Origin of the sequence: Streptacidiphilus jeojiense, from assembly GCF_000719095.1 — a bacterium.
Lineage (GTDB): Bacteria > Actinomycetota > Actinomycetes > Streptomycetales > Streptomycetaceae > Streptacidiphilus > Streptacidiphilus jeojiensis.
On the sequence record NZ_JOEH01000026.1, the window covers coordinates 201,586 to 218,325 of the forward strand.

The window sequence follows — 16,740 nt, forward strand, 5'->3', positions numbered from 1 at the left end:
GGATGGCCAAGTACTTCGACGTGCACCCCGAGAACCCGCAGCCGCGCACCATCGGCAGCGTGGCGGACCTGGTCCGGTCCGGCTCGCTGGTCGCGTACCCCACGGACTCCTGCTTCGCCCTGGGGTGCCGGCTCGGCAACCGCGACGGCATCGGCCGGATCCGGACCGTCCGGGAGCTCGACGACCGCCACCACTTCACCCTGGTGTGCCGCGACTTCGCGCAGCTGGGGCAGTTCGTGCACATCGACAACAAGGTGTTCCGGGCGATCAAGGCGGCGACGCCCGGCAGTTACACCTTCATCCTCCCGGCCACCTCCGAGGTGCCGCGGCAGCTGCTGCACCCGAAGAAGAAGACGGTGGGGGTGCGGATCCCCGACCACGTGGTCGCCCAGGCCCTGCTCGCCGAGCTGGGCGAGCCGCTGGTCTCCAGCACCCTGCTGCTCCCCGGGGAGGAGGAGCCGATGACGCAGGGCTGGGAGATCAAGGAACGGCTGGACCACGTCGTGGACGCGGTGCTGGACTCGGGTGACTGCGGTACTGAGCCGACCACGGTCATCGACTTCTCCGGTGACGAGGTCGAGATCGTACGGCGCGGAGCGGGCGACACCGCGCGGTTCGAGTGAGGGTCCGTCAGGCAGGTCAGGCGGGTCAGGTCCGGAAGTAGTAGCCGGCGTCCAGGTCCTGGATCAGGCTCGGGCCGCTCGGGGTCCAGCCGAGCAGTTCCTGGGTGCGGGCGCTGGTGGCGTGGACGTCCAGGGCGTAGAAGCGGCTGATCCAGCCGAAGTGCTCGGCCGCGTCCTGCGGCGCGATCGAGGCCGCGGGGAGGCCCAGCCCCCGTCCGATGGCCTCGGCCATCTCCCGGGTGGGGACCCCCTGCTCGCCGACCGCGTGCAGGACCGTTCCCGCCGGGGCCTTCTCCAGTCCCAGCCGGGTGACCCGGGCGGCGTCCGACAGGTGCACCGCCGGCCAGCGGTTGGCGCCGTCGCCGACGTAGCCCGCGACGCCCCTGGCGCGGGCGATGGCGACCAGGGCCGCGACGAACCCGTGGTCGCCGTCCCCGTGCACGGTGGCGGCGTAGCGCACGCTCACCGTGTTCACACCACGGTCGGCGTACTCCAGCGCGAGGTTCTCGCTGCCGCCGCGCGGGGAGTCCGGGCCGTGGGCGGGTGACCGGTCCTCCTCGGTCAGTGGTCCGCCCGGTGCCGGGAAGGCGAGGCCGGAGGCCAGCAGGAACGGACGGCCCGATCCGCTGAGGGCGTCGGCGATCGTCTGCACGGCGGCGCGTTCGGCCCGGTTGGAGACGGCGGGGTTGTCGAAGTCGTGCTTGTTGGCGAGGTGGATGACGGCGTCGGCGCTCTCGGCGCCCTGCCGGATGGCGTCCAGGTCGTCCAGGTCGCCGCGGCGGACCCGGGCCCCCTTGGCCTCGATGGCGGCGGCGGAGGCGTCGGAGCGGGCGAGCCCCACCACCTCGTGTCCTGCGGCGAGCAACTCGTCGACGGTGGCGGAACCGATCCACCCGGATGCTCCGGTGACGAAGACGTGCATGTGGAAGATCTCCTTCAGAAGCCGGGCCTGCGAAAGCGATGTCAGTGACTGACGTCAGTGACTGCTGTCACTGTAGCTCCGATGTCGGTCGCTGTCATCGCTAGAGTGGAACCCATGGTGAGATGGGAGCCCGGAACACGGGAGCGGCTGCAGGCGGCGGCGATGGACCTCTACGTCAGCCGCGGCTTCGAGAGGACGACCGTGGCCGAGATCGCCCAGGCCGTCGGCCTCACCGAGCGCACGTTCTTCCGCCACTTCGCCGACAAGCGCGAGGTGCTCTTCGGCGGCCAGGAACTGCTGGAGCAGGCGTTCGTCGACGGGGTCGCCGCGGCGGCGCCGGACGCCTCGCCGCTGGCGATGGTCGAGTCGGCGCTGTCGGCCGCGGCGGGCTTCTTCCCGGCCGAACGCCGCAGCCACTCCCGGCAGCGGCAGACCATCATCGCCGCCAATCCGGCGCTGCAGGAACGGGAACTGCTGAAGATGGCGGCGCTGGCCGCGGTGGTGGCCGCCGCCCTGCGGGCGCGCGGGGTCCCGGAGGCGTCGGCCACGCTGGCCGCGGAGTCGGGCGTGACCGTGTTCGGGGTGGCCTTCGTGAAGTGGCTCGCCGAGGGCGAGCAGCGGTCGTTCCTGGACATCGAGCGCGAGGTGCTGGGCGAGCTCGTGGCGATGGCCGCCGGCGCGGCCTGAGGCGGCGCCGGCGGCCGGTGCCGAACCGTCAGATCCCGGCGGCAGCCTGGCCGGCGGCAGCCTTCCGGGCGTGCAGCACACAGGCGTCCAACGGCAGCGGCGAGCTGTCCACCAGGGCCAGGCCCGCCTCGGCGAGCAGCCGGGCGTAGTGGTCGGTACGGCGTTCACGGCCGCCGACGTTGCACATCATGTGCAGGTCCCACGCGGTGGCCAGCGAGGGCGAGCCGTCCGCCGGCAGTACCCGCTCGATGATCAGCAGATCGGCTGTGGCGGGCATGGCCTGCGCGATTCCCCGCAGGATCTCCCGGCAGCGGTCGTCGTCCCAGTCGTGCAGCACCCGGGAGAGGACGTAGACGTCGCCGCCGGACGGCACATGGGCGAAGTCCCCCGGCAGGTAGTCGCACCGCCCGCCCAGGCCCGCGGCGTCCAGCGACCGGCGGGCCGCCTCGATCACGTGCAGGCGTTCGAGCAGCACCCCGCGCAGCCGGGGGTGTGCGGTCAGCAGGCGGCCGAGCAGCTCCCCGTTCCCGCCCGCGACGTCGACGACGGTCCCCGGCGTCGGCGCCTGGGCGGCGGCCGTGACTACCGGGTGCGCGGTGAGCGGCTCGAACATGCGCGAACTCGCCGCCATCGACTGGTCGAACAGCTCCGCCAGCTCCGGGTGGCGGACGAAGTAGTCGAAGTGGTTCTGGCCGAAGCGGTGCTCGAAGCCGACCTCGCCGGTGCGCACGGTGTGCCCCAGGCTGGCGAAGGACTGGTAGAAGGCGCCGCCGTACATCAGTGCCAGCGGCCGCAGCGATCCCGGGCCGCCGGTGCGCAGCAGGGCGCCCAGCGCGGTGAGCCGGAAGCCGTCCTGGTCCTCGCTGACCAGGTCCAGCGTGGCCAGGTAGCGCAGCAGCCGGGTCAGGTTCTCCGAGTGCGTGCCGACGGCCAGGGCCAGCGTGTCGGCCTCCGTGCCGGTGTCGGTGTCCAGGGCGTCGGGCACCCGCAACTCCGCGAACGCGGCCAGGGCCTGGGTGGTCCAGGCCCCGGTGAGCAGGCGCAGGAGCGTTTCCGCAGATCCGTTCGCCCGGTGCTCGTCCAGGTGGCCGGCCAGCACGTCCCGGTGGTCGCCGGGCGCGTACAGCTCGACCCGCCGGTATCCGGCTTTGGAGTCGGCGGGGGCGGCGAAGTAGAAGACGGTGCCGTCCTCGTGCGGGTTGTAGCCGCCGCCGTCGGCGACCGCGCCGTGCCGGCCGAGCAGCGCGCGCAGACCGCGCAGCAGCAGCGGATCGGGCCGGTCCACCTCGAAGGCCAGGTGCGCCTCGTGCTGCCGGGCGCGCTCGTGCTCGGCGACCCCGGTCAGGTCGGAGCCCGGCGGCACGGCCAGGGCGAACACCTCGACCGTGCGCTGCTCACCGCCCGGGCCGAGCACCGGCGGGCGCAGGATCTGGACGTCGAGCCCGGCCGCGTCGCGCCCGTGCCGCGCGGCCAGCCGGTCGCGGACCACGACGCTGGGGCACGGGGCGGTGTCGGGCGCCAGCCCGCAGCCGGCCAGGTCGGCACGGAGCGCCGCCGGGTCCGGTGGGAAGACCAGCAGCGCGGCGTGCGAGAAGCGGCAGCGGTCGGCCAGTGCGCGCAGCTCCACCGCGTCCAGGCCGGGCAGCAGCAGCCACAGCAGCGCGGCGGTGTCCTGTTCCCGGACGAAGTCGACGGTCGCTCGCAGGCGGCCGGCGTCGGTCGGGATCGTGGTCGTCATCGCGAAAGCATCCTCGGTGTCAGTGGGCCGGGTGTCGGTGGGGGAGAGCGGTGTTCAAACGCCGACGTAGTGCTCGGCGAACCAGTCCTGCTGGCTGCGCGAAGTGCGCAGTGACTCGAGGCGGGCACGGCGCAGGGCGTTGTGGAACAGCGACTCGGCGTCCGGGCCGGAGGGCCCGTGCAGCAGCCGGAGCATCCACTGCGAGAACTCCTGCGCCCGCCAGATGTAGGGCAGGCACTGGGCCGAGTAGCGCTCCAGGCCCCTCGCGTCGCCGTGCGCGAGGTCGTCGACCAGGGCGCCGGCCAGGATCTCCGCCTCCAGCACCGCGAGGTTGGCGCCCTTGGCGGCCGACGGACTGAGCAGCGCGGCCGCGTCGCCGGCCAGCAGCAGCGATCCGTACCGCAGCGGCTCCAGCACGTCGGACTCCAGGTCGACGACGGTGCGTTGGACGATCGGGCCCCGGTGCAGCGCGCCGTACTCGGCGGCGCCCATGCGCAGTGCCAGCTCGTCCCAGATCCGCTGCTCGGACCAGGCGTCGGCGGCCTGGCCGCGCTGGTACTGCAGGTAGTAGCGGGTCACTTCGGGGGTGCGCGCCATGTGTCCGGCGAAGCCGTCGGGGTGCACCGCGTAGCCCACGGCGTCCAGGCTCGGCGGCGCCTGGGCCAGCAGGCCGAGCCAGGACAGGCCGTGGTCCAGGTGGTGCCGCCGCACCGCACCGGGCGGCAGGGAGCGCCGCGCCGCGCCGTGCCGTCCGTCGCAGCCGGCGACGTACCTGGCATGCAGCCGGGACGGGCGGCCGTCGGGATCGCGCACCGTGACCTCGGGGCGGGAGCCGTCGGCGCCGACCACGGCGACCGCCTCGGTCCGGAAGCTGATCCGGCCGCCGGCACCCTGATAGTGCGTCAGCAGGTCCGTGACCAGTTCCTGCTGCGGGTAGACGGTGTGGCGTTCACCCCGGCCCAGGCTGCCGTAGTCCAGGCGGAAGCGGCCGTCCTGGGTGCGGAACTCGCACGCGGAGTGCTCGCGGCCGCGACGGTGCAGACCCTCCGCCAGGCCGTGGCGGTCCAGGATCCGCACGGTGTTCGCGGCGAGGAACCCGGCCCGGGCCCGGGTCCGGACCTGCGCGGCGTCGGCCCGCTCCACGACCAGGCAGTCGACGCCGCTCGCCTGGAGCAGGTTCCCCAGCACCAGTCCGGCGGGTCCGGCACCGAGGATGACGACGTCGGCCGTTTCATCGCCTGATCCGACTCTCTGACTCACTGTCACGGAAGTGGATCATAAGCACCCGCGGACCCGTTGATCGTCAGAATTCCCCCGTATGCAGTCAGAACCCGCCAGATCGGTACCGACGGCCGGCTACGGGGTCGCCGGCGCGGTCGGGACCAGGTGCCGGATGATCTCGACGGTCCGCAGCAGGTGCGGTTCGGCGCGGTCGGCGCGGTGGGCTACGGCCAGGGCGACGGTGGTGGTGGGCTGGACCAGCGGCCGGTAGACCACGCCGGGCAGGGTCAGCGCGGACACCGGCTCGGGCACGACGGCCGCCCCCAGGCCGCCGGCGACCAGGGTGACCAGGGTCGAGGTCTCGCCGACCTCGTGCCGGATCCGGGCCTCGACGCCGGCGTCGCGCAGCACCCGCAGCACCACGTCGTACATGGTGGAGCGGCGATCGGCCGAGTGCACGATCAGGTCGGTGCCGGCCAGGTCCGCGGCGCGCAGCCGGCGCCGCCGGGCGAGGACGTGGTCCGCCGGCAGCGCCACCACCAGCGGGTCGTGCCGCAGCAGGTGGGTGACCAGGGAGGGGCCCGCCGCCGAGGGGCGCAGCAGGGCGACGTCGATGGCGCCCACCCGCAGCGCCTCGGCCTGGTCCGGGGCGAGCATCTCGCCGCGGAAGGAGAAGTCGACGCCGGGCAGTTCGGTCGACAGGTGCCGGGAGAGCGCCGGCAGCAGGCTGTAGGTGGCCGATCCCACGCAGCCGATCGCCAGGCGGCCGACGCCGCCGGCCGCCACCCGGCGGGCCAGGTCGGCGGCCTCGTCGACCTCGGCCAGGATCGCGTGCGCGCGCTCCAGGTAGGCGCGACCGGCCTCGGTCAGGTCGACCCGGCGCGTGGTGCGGCGCAGCAGCTCGACCCCGAGCTCGCCCTCCAGCCGGCGGATCGCCTGCGACAGCGGCGGCTGGGCCATCCGCAGCCGCTCCGCGGCCCGGCCGAAGTGGCGTTCCTCGGCGACGGCGACGAAGTAGCGCAGATGGCGAAGATCCATATCTGCTGCCTCTCAATCGACCGTGATATTGATACTTCACCCTATCGACCCCCGCCCCCTAACGTGGAGTCGTGACTGCTCTCCTCCATGACACCTGCGACCAGGCCGTCGCCGGCATCCAGGACGGTTCCACCGTCCTGGTCGGCGGCTTCGGCTTCGCGGGGATGCCGTTCGACCTCATCGACGCCCTGATCCGGCAGGGTGCCAAGGACCTCACGATCGTGTCCAACAACGCCGGCAACGGCGAGGTCGGCCTGGCCGCGCTGCTGAAGGCGGGCCGGGTGCGGAAGGTGGTCTGCTCGTTCCCGCGGCAGGCCGACTCCTACGTCTTCGACGAGCTCTACCGCGCCGGCAGGATCGCGCTGGAGGTCGTGCCGCAGGGCAACCTGGCCGAGCGGATGCGCGCGGCCGGCGCGGGCATCGGCGCGTTCTTCTGCCCGACCGCGGTGGGCACGCCGCTCGCCGAGGGCAAGGAGGCGCGGACCATCGACGGCCGCGACTACGTGCTGGAGTACCCGATCAAGGGCGACTACGCGCTGGTCTCCGCGCACCGGGCCGACCCGATGGGCAACCTGGTCTACCGCAAGACCGCCCGCAACTTCGGCCCGGTCATGGCCACCGCGGCCACCACCACGATCGTGCAGGTGAACGAGGTCGTCGCGCTGGGGGAGCTCGACCCCGAGGCGGTGGTCACCCCGTCCATCTACGTCGACCGGATCGTACGGGTCCAGGCCCGGAACTACACCGTCCAGGGAGCACGATGACCATCGTCGCCAGTGCCGCCGCCGGCGCGGTCGAGCACCTCGACCGCGGACCGCTGACCATGGACGAGCTCGCCGCCGTCATCGCCCGGGACATCCCCCGGGGCTCCTACGTGAACCTCGGCATCGGCCAGCCCACCAAGATCGCCGACCATCTGCCCGCGGACGCCGGGGTCGTCCTGCACACCGAGAACGGCATGCTGAACATGGGTCCGGCCGCCACCGGCGACCAGGTCGACCCGGACCTCACCAACGCCGGCAAGGTGCCGGTCACCGAACTGCCCGGAGCGGCCTACTTCCACCACGCCGACTCCTTCGCGATGATGCGCGGCGGCCACCTGGACGTCTGCGTGCTCGGCGCCTTCCAGGTGAGCGCCACCGGTGACCTCGCCAACTGGCACACCGGCCGCCCCGACGACATCCCCGCCGTCGGCGGCGCCATGGACCTGGCCATCGGCGCCAAGAACGTCTACGTGATGATGACGCTCTTCACCAGGACGGGCGAGCCCAAGCTGGTGCCGTCCTGCAGCTACCCGCTCACCGGGGTCCGCTGCGTCGGCCGGGTCTACACCGACCACGCCACCTTCGACACCACCCCGGACGGCATGCGGATCCGGGAGACCTGGGGCAGCACGGCGGCCGACCTGGCGGCCCGGCTCGACGGCGCCGCCGCCGCGACGCAGTCACGTCGTTGATCGATTCCGGTCGCCGATTAGCACGTCCCTCGGAATGTCGTACCGCCCCCACCGAACAGGTGACAGGCAGTCACCCGGCTGTGGCATGCTGCCCGGCATGTTCCGATCCTCCGCCTGGACACCCGTCGTCGTCGCTGCCGCGCTGTCCCTGACCGGCTGCGCCTACCAGGCCAGCGCCACCATCGTGAACCCGGCGGCGCAGCTGCGCGACCAGGACCTGAGCGCCCATGGCACCGCCCACGCCCAGGCCAGCTACACCAAGGCGTTCAAGGCGCTGACCGCCGACTGCAAGGAGCAGGGCACGGCCCTGGCGAGCACGGTCGACGCGGTGCTGGCGGCCCTGCAGAAGGCGAAGTTCGACGACGAGACCCGGCTGACCCTGATGCAGCACCTCGCGGCCACCGCCACCGTCCCCGCCGGCACCCCGAAGACCTCCTGCGCCACCCTGGGCACCGCCTACATCGCCCTCCGCAAGAGCCAGTGACCCGCTCCCCGGACCGCGCCGCTCAGTACTCGCCCTTGATCACGAAGAAGGAGCCGCGGATCTCGCCGGCCAGCTTCGACTTCTGCCGCGCGAACTTGAAGCGTGACGCCAGCTCCTCGGGAACGTCCATGCCCTCGGAGAGCTTGAAGCCCACGGCACGCTTCCCGCCGTCCTGGACGGTGTACATCACGTTGATGGACAGGCCGGACTGGTAGAACACGTAGGCCATCCGGATGCCGTCCACCTCGAAGGAGGTCACCTCCAGGGGCGGGGAGGCGATGACGATGTCGCGCTCCTCGGCGAGGATGCGGTTCACCCACGCCAGCACCTCCGGCGCCTCGGCGGTGGGGGTGACGGTGAAGGTGTGGTCGTACTTGTTCTTGAAATAGCGCGCCTCGTTGGCGCGGAGGCCTGCGAGTGCGTCCGCGACCGGGGAGGATTCCAGGCCGACGGTGGACACGTCCTTGAAGTCGACGGCGTACGGCATGTGCCCTCCTGGTGGCCTGTTGCCGGATCGGGTTTTCAGCCTAGTCGCCGGTGCGGTGCGCGATCGCCGCGGTTACTCCGTCGGGGCGGCCCGGCCGCTCTGGTGTCCGCGCCGGGCGTCGCGGTCGAAGATGCCGAGGATCTCGCAGGGCCCGTTCTCCGCGCCGATGGCGTGCGGGAGCATGGTGGGGAACTCGGCCGCCTGGTTGGTCTCCACGCGGAGGCGGCGGTTGCCCAGCAGCAGGATCGCCGTTCCGGACAGGACCACCAGCCATTCGCGGCCCGGATGGGCGCGCAGCCGCGCGGGGCTGTCCGGCGGCGGGTCGGTCATCCGCTGGTGGACGACGGTCATGCCCGGGTCGGCCTTGACGGGCCACCGCAGCACTCCGTGGGCTCCGTCGATCATCGGGCTGGAGACCACGTCGTCGCCGGCGGTCTCGACCAGCTGGTCCAAGGTGGTGTCCAGGGCCCGGGCCAGGGTCACCAACTGGTCCAGGGCCAGCCGGCGTTGACCGTTCTCGATCCGGCTGAGCGTGGACTGGCTCAGCCGGGCGCGGGAGGCCAGCTCCTCCAGCGACCAGCCCTGCGCCACCCGCAGCCCGCGGATGCGCTTGCGCACCAGGCTGTCCAGCTCCGCGTCGTCATCGCCCATGCCATGCGTCATAGGCATGACTGTATGCCGTTAAGGCAAGCGCTGTCTGATTCCGGGTCGTCGTTCGTCACAGCGCTGACGTCCTCGTTCCCCGGAAGGGAAGTACCGCCATGACGGATCTCCAGGTGCGCGACCTGCTGGCGTCGCTGCGCGAGCAGCGGCGCCATTGCTGGGCGCGGTCGCGGGGCTGTCCGACGACGAGCTGCGGCGGCCGGCGCTGCCGTCCGGCTGGAACTGCCTGGGGCTGCTCAACCATCTGGCGCTGGACGTGGAGTGCTTCTGGTTCCGCGCCGTCCTGGCCGGCGAGCCCGGGGCCCGCGCTCTGCTCGACGCGAGCGGGGACGCCTGGAAGGTGCCGGGTGACGAGCCGTCGGGCGCCGTTCTGGCCCGCTACCGCGAGCAGTGCGCGGGTGCGGACGCCGTCATCGCCCGGACCGCCGCCGGAGCCGCCCCGGCCTGGTGGCCCGACGACCGCTTCGGAAGCTGGCGGCTGGACACCCACCGGGAGCTGCTGCTGCACGTGATCGCCGAGACGGCCTGCCACGCAGGCCATCTGGACGCGGCCCTGGAACTGCTGGACGGCCGCCAGTGGATGGTGCTGCACTGACCGTTCCGCCGCCGCGCGGACCAGTCGGCGCAGGCGGACCCGACCCCTCCGGTTTCGGATCCGTCTCGGCCCCGCATCAAGCTGGCAACGGAGTGTTTAAGCAGGTCAAACCCCCTTCTGTGAAAGATCGCCGGTTTGATACACCTGCTCTGCGCACCTCTCGTCGTCACGGGCACGGGCGCTTCACCCGGCCACTTCGCTCCAAGGTCCGCCCATGCCCGCGCGCGCCGTCACGCCCTCGCTCACCATGCTCTTCTCCGCCGGTTACCTGGCCCCCTACCTGCTGCCGACGCTGGTGGGACGGCTCACGGCCGACTACCGGCTCGCGCCCGCCGCGGCGGGGGCGATCGGCAGCGCCCTGCTGCTGGCCTCGGCCGCGGCCGGGTTCACCCTCACCTCCCGCAGGTCGGCGGGCAGCGCCGCGGCAAGGGCCAGGGCCGGTCTGGCCCTGCATATCGCCGGCTTCGCCCTGGCCGCGGCCGCCCCGGTCGGGGCGCTGCCGCTGCTGGTGCTCGGCTGCCTGCTGGGCGGCGCCGGATCCGGGACGGTCGCCGCGGTCGCCGCCACCGGCATCGCGGGGCAGCACGATCCGCACCGGACCTCGGTCCGCGGGCTGCTGCTGACCTCGGCCGTCGCCGGCTCCCTGTATCTGATCCTGCCTCACCTCGGCGGCGGCCACCGGCTGCCCTTCGCCTGCATCGCGGCCTGGGGCGCCCTGGCCCTGCCCGGCACCGGCGCGCTGCCCGGCACCGGCGCGCTGACCGGCACCGGGCAGGCCACCGGGACCACCGACGCACCGCTGCCCCCGGCCGGACCGCTGCCGCTCCGCGCCGCCGGGTCCACCCTGGCCTGCTGCATCCTGCTGTGGTCGATGGCGCAGAACGCGCTCTGGGGAGTGAGCGCCCGGATCGGACTCGACCGGGCCGGCCTGTCCGAGTCCCTGCTGGGCCTGGTCTTCGCGGTGGCCCTCGGCGCCGGGCTGCTCGGCACCGCCGCCGCGGGCACGCTCGGCAACCGCCTCGGCCGCGCCCTGCCCATCGGCGCCGGCACCGTGGCCATCGCCGGATGCGTGGCGCTCAGCGCGGGCGCCCACTCCGCGCTGCCCTTCGCTTTCGGGGAGATCGCCTGGAACGGCGTCTACCCCTTCGTGCTCAGCTATCTGCTGGGCCTGGCCGCCCGCCTGGACGGCCGGGGTCGCTGGGCGGTGCTGATCGGCTCCGCCTCGTCGCTCGGCGTCGCCTGCGGCCCCATCACCGGAACGCTGCTGTCGGTGTCCGCCGGGTTCACCACGACGGGTCTCGTGCTCGGCGCGGTCCTGCTGCTGGTGGCCCTGCCGATGGCAGCGGTGGCCCGGGGCACGGATCACGCTGTCGCCCGACCCGCGGCCCGGCGCTCCGGGCTAGCCTGGCTCGGTGACGGAACGAGTGAGCACGGTGGTGCTGATGTGTGGGCTGCCGGGAGCAGGCAAGACCACGTACGCGATGGGGTTGGAGCGACGCGGTTTCGTCCGACTCTCCATCGACGAGGTGGTCTGGCGACGGCTCGGCGGGCGCGACGCCGGCCTGGTGCTGGAGACCGAGGCCTTCGACCGGCTCAAGGAGGTGGTCCGCCGCGAGCAGCGGCGGGAACTGGTCGAGCTGATGCGGGCCGGCCGTGACGTGGTGGTGGACTACAGCTTCTGGAGCCGCGCCGCCCGCGACGACTACAAGGCGCTGATCGAGGCCCACGGCTGCCGCTGGGAGCTGATCCACCTCAAGGGCGACCGGACGGTGCTGGAGGGTCGCCTGGCGGTACGCAACGCAGAGGAAGGCGCCAACTCCGTCACCGTGGACGCGGAGTTGTTCGACCGCTACCTGTCCGGCTTCGAGGAGCCGGACGGAGAGGGCGAGCAGGTCGTCCTGCAGTCCCCGGCCTGAGCTGGAGCAGGGGCCGTCCGGCTGCAGGCCGGACGGCCCCCTTTCTCTCAAGTCCTCGGACCACTCCCGGGCAGTCGGTCGCTAGACCTGGGGGCCCGCCGGGTCGGTGGGCAGGGCCAGTCGGGACTTCGGGCCGGGGGTGGTCGGGGTGGCCGGGGCCGGGTGCAGCAGTCGCTGCTCGGCGGTCCAGGCCCAGACCTCCAGCAGGGCGTTGGGGACCAGCCGGACCAGGTGCGAGGGCGCGTAGTAGTGGTAGCCGTAGTCGAGCCGGGCGTTGTTGTGGGCGTCCACGGTCGCCTCGGTCGTGTCGGTGGCGGCCTGGGCCACCAGGCCGACATGGCTGAGGGTGCCGTCGGGGCCCAGGTAGGTGACCACGATGTCACCGGGCTGCGCCTGCCCGGGCTGGTCGCCGACGTCCTGGCCGATGCCGCTGTCCATCAGGTAGGCGTAGAGGTTGTTGTACTGCGGCAGCTCCGAGATCAGCAGCAGGTCGTAGACCTTGCCGTTGGGCGCGGTGTAGTTGAAGTAGTCGTCCTGCGGGTCGTTCGGGCCCAGCCCCGGCACCAGCCCGGCGGCGGCCAGCGCCCGGGCCACGAACTCGGCGCACTGGTACTGGGGCTGGGCGCTTCCGAAGGCAACCGGGGTGCTGTCGTTCCAGGCCGTCCAGTTCCAATGGGCGTCGGCGTAGCCGACCTCGATCGCGCGCGAGACGACGTCCGTGTCCGGCAGTGTCTGACCCTGGCTCAGGGACGGCCGGGGAGCCGCGACCGCGGGCGCGGCCAGCGCTGGAGCGCCGGCGCAGACGATTCCCACCACGACCGCGGCGGAGGCGATTCGGCTTCGGAGAACATGCGTCACTGTGGTGGACTTCCTTAGCTCTTGGTTCTGAACAAGACCATCTCTCACTCACCCAGACTCCGCACAGCCGCCACAGCGTCACACCGGATCAGTAAGAAAATGGCATGACCTCAGCAACGAGGCCGCTCAGTCCGCCACCCGGACCAGCATCTTGCCGGTGTTCTCGCCCCGCAGCAGGCCGAGGAAGGCGTCGACGATGCGGTCGAAACCGTCGACCACGGTCTGGTCCACGCGTACGCGTCCCGCCTGGATGTTGGGTATGACCAGGGCTTCGAGGTCCGCCCTGGCGTCGAGGTGGTCGCGCACCCCGAAGCCCTCGACGCGGAGGTCCTTGCGCATGATCTCGGCGAGGTTGCGCGGTGCCGCCGGCGGGTCCTCCGGGTTGTTGTACTCGGCGATGGCCCCGCACCAGGCGACCCGTCCCCGGGTCCGCAGCGCGGCGAGGGCTGCCTCCAGGTGGTCGCCGCCGACGTTCTCGAAACAGACGTCGATGCCGTCCGGTGCGGCGGCGGCGAGCTGTTCGGTGACGCTCGCGTCGTGGTAGTCGAAGGCCGCGTCGAAGCCCAGCACGTCGATCAGGTACCGGACCTTGGCGGGGGTCCCGGCGCTGCCGATGATCCGGCCGGCGCCGAGCAGCCGTGCGATCTGGCCCACCGAACCGCCGACCCCGCCCGCGGCCGCGGAGACGAAGAGGTCCTCGCCGGGTTGCAGCCGCGCGATCCGGGTCAGCCCGACGAACGCGGTCAGCCCCGTGCCGCCGAGCACACCGAGATAGGCGGGCAGCGGAACTCCGGGCGGTGCCACCACGGTTCGGACCTCGTCGCCGGTCAGCACGGCATGGGTGGCCCACCCGTGGTGGTGGAAGACGGTCGTCCCCTCCGGCAGGGCCGGGTCGCGCGACTCCACGACCCGGCCCAGGCTCCGACCTTCCAGCCCGAAACCCCGCGCCCAGCCCTCCCTGCGCATCAGCCCGCGCATGTACGGGTCGACGGACAGGTAGAGGTTCTGCACCAGCACCTGCCCCGCCCGCAGGTCCGGCGCCGTCCCGGTGACCACGGCGAAGTCCTCGGGAACCGGAACCCCCTCGGGCCGTCGGACCTGGCGGACGGCGGTGAACGTGCGGGACACGTGGACTCCTCGCTGGGCGTGGGCAGGCAGGGTCGGCTGACGCCACGACAGGTGCGATGATCACGCTAACGGATGCCCCGGCACACCCACCACCCTGCCCAGGCCCCCGGGCCCGCCCGCCCTCACCAGGACTTGCCGGCCTGCTCCCGGACCGTGTGATTGATGGTGTTGAAGAACTTGGTCAGAGCGATGTTGAGGACGATCGCGGACAGCTGCCCCTCGTCGAAGTGGGCGGCGGCGGCGTCCCAGATCTCGTCGGTCACCCCCGGTGCGCCGTCCTGCAGCCGCGTGGCGGCCTCGGCCAGCGCGAGCGCCGCCCGCTCCGGCTCGGTGAAGAAGGGCGTCTCGCGCCAGGCGACCACGCTGTGCAGCCGCTCGTCGGTCTCCCCGTGCTTCTTCGCCGACCGGGCCCCGGCGTACACGCACGGGCTGCAGCTGTTGATCTGGCTGGTGCGCAGATGCACCAGCTCCAGCACGAGCGGGTCCACGCCCGCGCCGTGGATCGCCTTGTTGAGATGCTTGATCGCCGTCATCACGTCGGGGTTCGGCCGGCTCTCGATACGTGCTTCCATCGGTCCTGCTCCTTTGAAAGGTGACTCGTAGTTGACTCGTCGGTTACCTGGACCGCTCCAGGGCCGTCATACCTGTGACGGAGCAGAGCCGAGGAAGGTAACAACATGTCCGACACCAGCCCGATGGACCCGACGGACCCGGTGTCCAAGGCGTTCCAGGACCAGCGCGAGCGTCTGGTCGCGATCGCCAACCGGATGCTCGGATCGAAGGCCGACGCCGAGGACGCGGTCCAGGAGGCCTGGCTGCGGCTCTCGCGCCAGGACACGGCCGAGATCGACAACCTCGCCGGCTGGCTGACCACGGTGGTCGGCCGGATCAGCCTGGACGTGCTGCGATCGCGTACGGCCCGCCCCGAGGCGACCTACGACGACACGCTGCCCGAGCTCGTGGTGGCGGTCGCCGACGGCCCAGCGCCGGAGGACGAGGCGGCGCTCGCCGACTCGGTCGGGCTGGCTCTCCTGGTGGTCCTGGAGTCGCTGGGGCCGACCGAGCGGCTGGCGTTCGTACTGCACGACCTGTTCGCGGTGCCGTTCCAGGAGATCGGCCAGATCCTCGGCAAGTCCACCGCCGCCACCAAGATGCTCACCAGCCGCGCCCGCAGGAAGGTGCGCACGACCGAACGGCCGACAGCCGCCGGACGCGAGCAGCACGATGTCGTCCGGGCCTTCCTGGCGGCAGCCCGCCGCGGCGACTTCGAGGGACTGCTGCGGGTGCTCGACCCGGAGGTGAGACTGACCGTCGACACCCCCGACGGCGTGGTGGTGACCCTCGGCGCCACCAAGGTCGCCGCCGGCGCGCAGCTGGGCGCGGCCGCTGCCGCGCGGGGGACGGCGGTGCTGGTCAACGGCCTTCCGGGGATGGTGGCCTGGCGCGAGGACGGCGCGCCGATGTCGGTCATGGCGTTCACGGTGGTGGCGGGCCGGATCGCCGGCATCGCCATCGTGATCGACCCGGCCAAGCTCGCGGCGATGGACCTGCCCGATGCTGTCGGCTGAACAGGTGTCAGGCGATGCCGAGCCGGCGGGCCTCGGCCAGCCACTGCGGGAACTCGCTGAGCAGGCGGTCATACAGCTCCGCGTCGGTGATCCGGTCGAAGTCGTCGACCTGGAAGAAGCCGGCGTTGTCGACCACCCGCCCCGGCAGCGTGTCGAAGCGCTCCAGGATGCCGTAGTCGGACTTGCCCAGCCCGATGAACTGCCAGAACAGCGGCTGGGAGGCGGCCCGGGTGAGCAGCTCCTGGATCTGCCGGCTGCGGTTGATGCCGCCGTCGGAGAAGAACAGCACCAGCACCGGATCACCGGGACGCTCCGCGTAGTAGTCCAGGATGTCGCGGATCACCTCGGGCTCGTTGTTGCCGCCGAAGACGTCCACCAGGTAGTCGGGGACGCGGGAGCGTCCGCCCGGCAGCTCCGGGAGCTGACGGTGCCCGGCGCGGATGTAGACGTTGCGCTCGATCCACCCGGCCAGCTCCGGGACCCTCAGTTCGGGCAGCCGGGCGCAGTGGTCCGCGAAGATCCAGGCGTCCAGGGAGCCGTCGTCGTCCACCACGGCGGCGACCGGGGCCATCCGCTCCACCAGGCGGCCCACGGTGCCGCCGTTGTAGAGCGGGCGCATCGACCCCGAGCGGTCCAGCACCAGGGCGACCCGGGCCCGGATCCCGGCGGCACCCCGCTTGGCCAGGTTCACCCGCACGATCTCCTTGCGCAGCGAGACCGGGTCGGCGGGGGCGGCGGCCGGCGCGGCCTCGGCCGGGGTCGGTGCCGCGGTCGGTGCCGCGGTCGGCTGGTCGTCGACGGCGACGCCGAAGTCGGCGGCCAGCCCGGCCAGGCCGGTGTCGTAGCCCTGGCCCAGGGCCCGCAGCCGCCAGCCGCCCTGGCGCCGGTAGACCTCGCCGAGCAGTAGCAGGGTCTCCCGGCCCGCGGACCGTACCGGGAAGACGGCGGCGACCGCGCCGTCGGCGTCGTGCAGTTCCAGTGCCAGGTCGCGCACATGGGCGAAGCTGCCGTCGTCCAGGGTCGCCGCGATCACCACCCGCTCCACGCCCGCGGGCAGCCGCTCGGGCTGCAGCAGCAGGGACTGGCGCCCCGGCGTGCCGCCCTGGAGGCGCACCGCGCCGCCCTCCGCCTCCGGCTGGTTGTAGAACACCAGGTCGGCATCGCTGCGGACCTTGCCGCCCGCACCCACCAGCACGGCCGAGGCGTCCAGCACCGAGCCGCAGGACCAGCGGACCACCAGGTCCAGCGAGCCGGAGGGGACAGCGACATTGGCACCGGGGAGGAGTTCGGTCATGGCGGCATTGTTCCGCAGCGCGGGCCCTCACGGCGGCACTTTCCGGGGCGCGGGGTCCGGGC

General features: G+C 72.5%; 18 protein-coding genes and 1 pseudogene. 9 read left to right on the forward strand and 10 right to left on the reverse strand.

Going from position 1 to position 16,740, the window contains the following annotated elements; genetic code table 11:
- Positions 1 to 2: 2 nt before the first annotated feature.
- Complete coding sequence (locus tag IF29_RS0131115; RefSeq protein WP_030261814.1) at positions 3 to 623, forward strand: L-threonylcarbamoyladenylate synthase; 621 nt, start codon at positions 3 to 5, stop codon at positions 621 to 623.
- Positions 624 to 648: 25 nt separating this feature from the next.
- Here the strand turns inward: IF29_RS0131115 and IF29_RS0131120 are convergent, their stop codons facing one another.
- Positions 649 to 1,545 (reverse strand): SDR family oxidoreductase, encoded by an 897-nt coding sequence (locus tag IF29_RS0131120; protein WP_030261816.1) that lies wholly within the window; start codon positions 1,543 to 1,545, stop codon positions 649 to 651.
- A gap of 114 nt (positions 1,546 to 1,659) precedes the next feature.
- On the opposite strand from IF29_RS0131120, the gene IF29_RS0131125 reads away from it, so the two are divergent.
- Positions 1,660 to 2,232: a TetR family transcriptional regulator gene (locus tag IF29_RS0131125; RefSeq protein ID WP_030261818.1), complete on the forward strand. Its 573-nt coding sequence runs from the start codon at positions 1,660 to 1,662 to the stop codon at positions 2,230 to 2,232.
- A 28-nt stretch (positions 2,233 to 2,260) separates the two neighbouring features.
- Here IF29_RS0131125 and IF29_RS0131130 read toward each other — a convergent pair whose 3' ends face one another.
- The 3 genes from IF29_RS0131130 to IF29_RS0131140 form a co-directional block, all read right to left on the reverse strand.
- Positions 2,261 to 3,970, reverse strand: a complete 1,710-nt coding sequence (locus IF29_RS0131130; RefSeq protein ID WP_030261820.1) for a methyltransferase — start codon at positions 3,968 to 3,970, stop codon at positions 2,261 to 2,263.
- A gap of 54 nt (positions 3,971 to 4,024) precedes the next feature.
- Complete coding sequence (locus IF29_RS0131135) at positions 4,025 to 5,236, reverse strand: 4-hydroxybenzoate 3-monooxygenase (RefSeq protein ID WP_051726258.1); 1,212 nt, start codon at positions 5,234 to 5,236, stop codon at positions 4,025 to 4,027.
- 90 nt (positions 5,237 to 5,326) lie between these two features.
- Positions 5,327 to 6,229, reverse strand: a complete 903-nt coding sequence (locus IF29_RS0131140; protein WP_030261823.1) for a LysR substrate-binding domain-containing protein — start codon at positions 6,227 to 6,229, stop codon at positions 5,327 to 5,329.
- Positions 6,230 to 6,300: 71 nt separating this feature from the next.
- Here IF29_RS0131140 and IF29_RS0131145 point away from each other — a divergent pair, with 71 nt between their 5' ends.
- From IF29_RS0131145 to IF29_RS0131155, 3 genes are all read left to right on the forward strand, one after another.
- Positions 6,301 to 6,993: a 3-oxoacid CoA-transferase subunit A gene (locus tag IF29_RS0131145; RefSeq protein WP_030261825.1), complete on the forward strand. Its 693-nt coding sequence runs from the start codon at positions 6,301 to 6,303 to the stop codon at positions 6,991 to 6,993.
- On the forward strand, positions 6,990 to 7,685 hold the full coding sequence (locus tag IF29_RS0131150; protein WP_030261826.1) for a 3-oxoacid CoA-transferase subunit B: 696 nt from the start codon (positions 6,990 to 6,992) through the stop codon (positions 7,683 to 7,685). Before IF29_RS0131145 ends, IF29_RS0131150 begins: the two co-directional genes overlap by 4 nt.
- A gap of 97 nt (positions 7,686 to 7,782) precedes the next feature.
- Positions 7,783 to 8,169: a hypothetical protein gene (locus IF29_RS0131155; RefSeq protein ID WP_157624015.1), complete on the forward strand. Its 387-nt coding sequence runs from the start codon at positions 7,783 to 7,785 to the stop codon at positions 8,167 to 8,169.
- A gap of 22 nt (positions 8,170 to 8,191) precedes the next feature.
- On the opposite strand, the gene IF29_RS0131160 is transcribed toward IF29_RS0131155, so the two are convergent.
- Both IF29_RS0131160 and IF29_RS0131165 read right to left on the reverse strand, forming a co-directional pair.
- Complete coding sequence (locus IF29_RS0131160; protein ID WP_030261829.1) at positions 8,192 to 8,656, reverse strand: hypothetical protein; 465 nt, start codon at positions 8,654 to 8,656, stop codon at positions 8,192 to 8,194.
- Positions 8,657 to 8,728: 72 nt separating this feature from the next.
- Positions 8,729 to 9,307 carry an XRE family transcriptional regulator gene (locus tag IF29_RS0131165; protein ID WP_030261831.1) on the reverse strand — a complete coding sequence of 193 codons (579 nt, stop codon included), beginning with the start codon at positions 9,305 to 9,307 and terminating at the stop codon, positions 8,729 to 8,731.
- A 166-nt stretch (positions 9,308 to 9,473) separates the two neighbouring features.
- Between IF29_RS0131165 and IF29_RS42520 the strand changes: the two genes are divergently transcribed.
- The 3 genes and pseudogenes from IF29_RS42520 to IF29_RS0131180 all read left to right on the forward strand — a co-directional run bounded on the left by IF29_RS42520 (position 9,474) and on the right by IF29_RS0131180 (position 11,830).
- A complete protein-coding gene (locus IF29_RS42520) occupies positions 9,474 to 9,914 on the forward strand; it encodes a mycothiol transferase (RefSeq protein ID WP_232242674.1) in 441 nt (146 codons plus the stop codon).
- A 214-nt stretch (positions 9,915 to 10,128) separates the two neighbouring features.
- Positions 10,129 to 11,487: pseudogene (locus tag IF29_RS48065) on the forward strand (MFS transporter); the annotation flags it as partial.
- Positions 11,396 to 11,830 (forward strand): P-loop nucleotide/nucleoside kinase family protein, encoded by a 435-nt coding sequence (locus IF29_RS0131180; RefSeq protein WP_232242675.1) that lies wholly within the window; start codon positions 11,396 to 11,398, stop codon positions 11,828 to 11,830. The pseudogene IF29_RS48065 and the gene IF29_RS0131180, both read left to right, overlap by 92 nt.
- An 81-nt stretch (positions 11,831 to 11,911) precedes the next feature.
- Here the strand turns inward: IF29_RS0131180 and IF29_RS0131185 are convergent, their stop codons facing one another.
- The 3 genes from IF29_RS0131185 to IF29_RS0131195 all read right to left on the reverse strand — a co-directional run bounded on the left by IF29_RS0131185 (position 11,912) and on the right by IF29_RS0131195 (position 14,388).
- The gene (locus IF29_RS0131185; RefSeq protein ID WP_030261836.1) at positions 11,912 to 12,688 is read right to left on the reverse strand and encodes an amidase domain-containing protein; all 777 of its coding nucleotides are present in this window, start codon (positions 12,686 to 12,688) and stop codon (positions 11,912 to 11,914) included.
- Positions 12,689 to 12,814: 126 nt separating this feature from the next.
- Positions 12,815 to 13,816, reverse strand: coding sequence for an NADP-dependent oxidoreductase (locus IF29_RS0131190; protein ID WP_030261838.1), 1,002 nt, complete (start codon positions 13,814 to 13,816; stop codon positions 12,815 to 12,817).
- 122 nt (positions 13,817 to 13,938) lie between these two features.
- Positions 13,939 to 14,388, reverse strand: coding sequence for a carboxymuconolactone decarboxylase family protein (locus IF29_RS0131195; protein ID WP_030261840.1), 450 nt, complete (start codon positions 14,386 to 14,388; stop codon positions 13,939 to 13,941).
- A 105-nt stretch (positions 14,389 to 14,493) separates the two neighbouring features.
- On the opposite strand from IF29_RS0131195, the gene IF29_RS0131200 reads away from it, so the two are divergent.
- Positions 14,494 to 15,384: a sigma-70 family RNA polymerase sigma factor gene (locus IF29_RS0131200; protein WP_030261841.1), complete on the forward strand. Its 891-nt coding sequence runs from the start codon at positions 14,494 to 14,496 to the stop codon at positions 15,382 to 15,384.
- A gap of 7 nt (positions 15,385 to 15,391) precedes the next feature.
- Here IF29_RS0131200 and IF29_RS0131205 read toward each other — a convergent pair whose 3' ends face one another.
- Positions 15,392 to 16,678 carry a vWA domain-containing protein gene (locus tag IF29_RS0131205; protein ID WP_030261843.1) on the reverse strand — a complete coding sequence of 429 codons (1,287 nt, stop codon included), beginning with the start codon at positions 16,676 to 16,678 and terminating at the stop codon, positions 15,392 to 15,394.
- Positions 16,679 to 16,740: the final 62 nt, after the last annotated feature.

What these genes read in the sequence shown, in the direction of transcription:
- IF29_RS0131115 (WP_030261814.1), top strand. Translation starts at nt 3, where the DNA reads ATGGCCAAGTACTTCGACGTGCACCCCGAGAACCCGCAGCCGCGCACC.
- IF29_RS0131120 (WP_030261816.1), bottom strand. Translation starts at nt 1,545, where the DNA reads ATGCACGTCTTCGTCACCGGAGCATCCGGGTGGATCGGTTCCGCCACC.
- IF29_RS0131125 (WP_030261818.1), top strand. Translation starts at nt 1,660, where the DNA reads ATGGTGAGATGGGAGCCCGGAACACGGGAGCGGCTGCAGGCGGCGGCG.
- IF29_RS0131130 (WP_030261820.1), bottom strand. Translation starts at nt 3,970, where the DNA reads ATGACGACCACGATCCCGACCGACGCCGGCCGCCTGCGAGCGACCGTC.
- IF29_RS0131140 (WP_030261823.1), bottom strand. Translation starts at nt 6,229, where the DNA reads ATGGATCTTCGCCATCTGCGCTACTTCGTCGCCGTCGCCGAGGAACGC.
- IF29_RS0131150 (WP_030261826.1), top strand. Translation starts at nt 6,990, where the DNA reads ATGACCATCGTCGCCAGTGCCGCCGCCGGCGCGGTCGAGCACCTCGAC.
- IF29_RS0131155 (WP_157624015.1), top strand. Translation starts at nt 7,783, where the DNA reads ATGTTCCGATCCTCCGCCTGGACACCCGTCGTCGTCGCTGCCGCGCTG.
- IF29_RS0131160 (WP_030261829.1), bottom strand. Translation starts at nt 8,656, where the DNA reads ATGCCGTACGCCGTCGACTTCAAGGACGTGTCCACCGTCGGCCTGGAA.
- IF29_RS0131165 (WP_030261831.1), bottom strand. Translation starts at nt 9,307, where the DNA reads ATGGGCGATGACGACGCGGAGCTGGACAGCCTGGTGCGCAAGCGCATC.
- IF29_RS0131180 (WP_232242675.1), top strand. Translation starts at nt 11,396, where the DNA reads ATGGGGTTGGAGCGACGCGGTTTCGTCCGACTCTCCATCGACGAGGTG.
- IF29_RS0131195 (WP_030261840.1), bottom strand. Translation starts at nt 14,388, where the DNA reads ATGGAAGCACGTATCGAGAGCCGGCCGAACCCCGACGTGATGACGGCG.
- IF29_RS0131200 (WP_030261841.1), top strand. Translation starts at nt 14,494, where the DNA reads ATGTCCGACACCAGCCCGATGGACCCGACGGACCCGGTGTCCAAGGCG.
- IF29_RS0131205 (WP_030261843.1), bottom strand. Translation starts at nt 16,678, where the DNA reads ATGACCGAACTCCTCCCCGGTGCCAATGTCGCTGTCCCCTCCGGCTCG.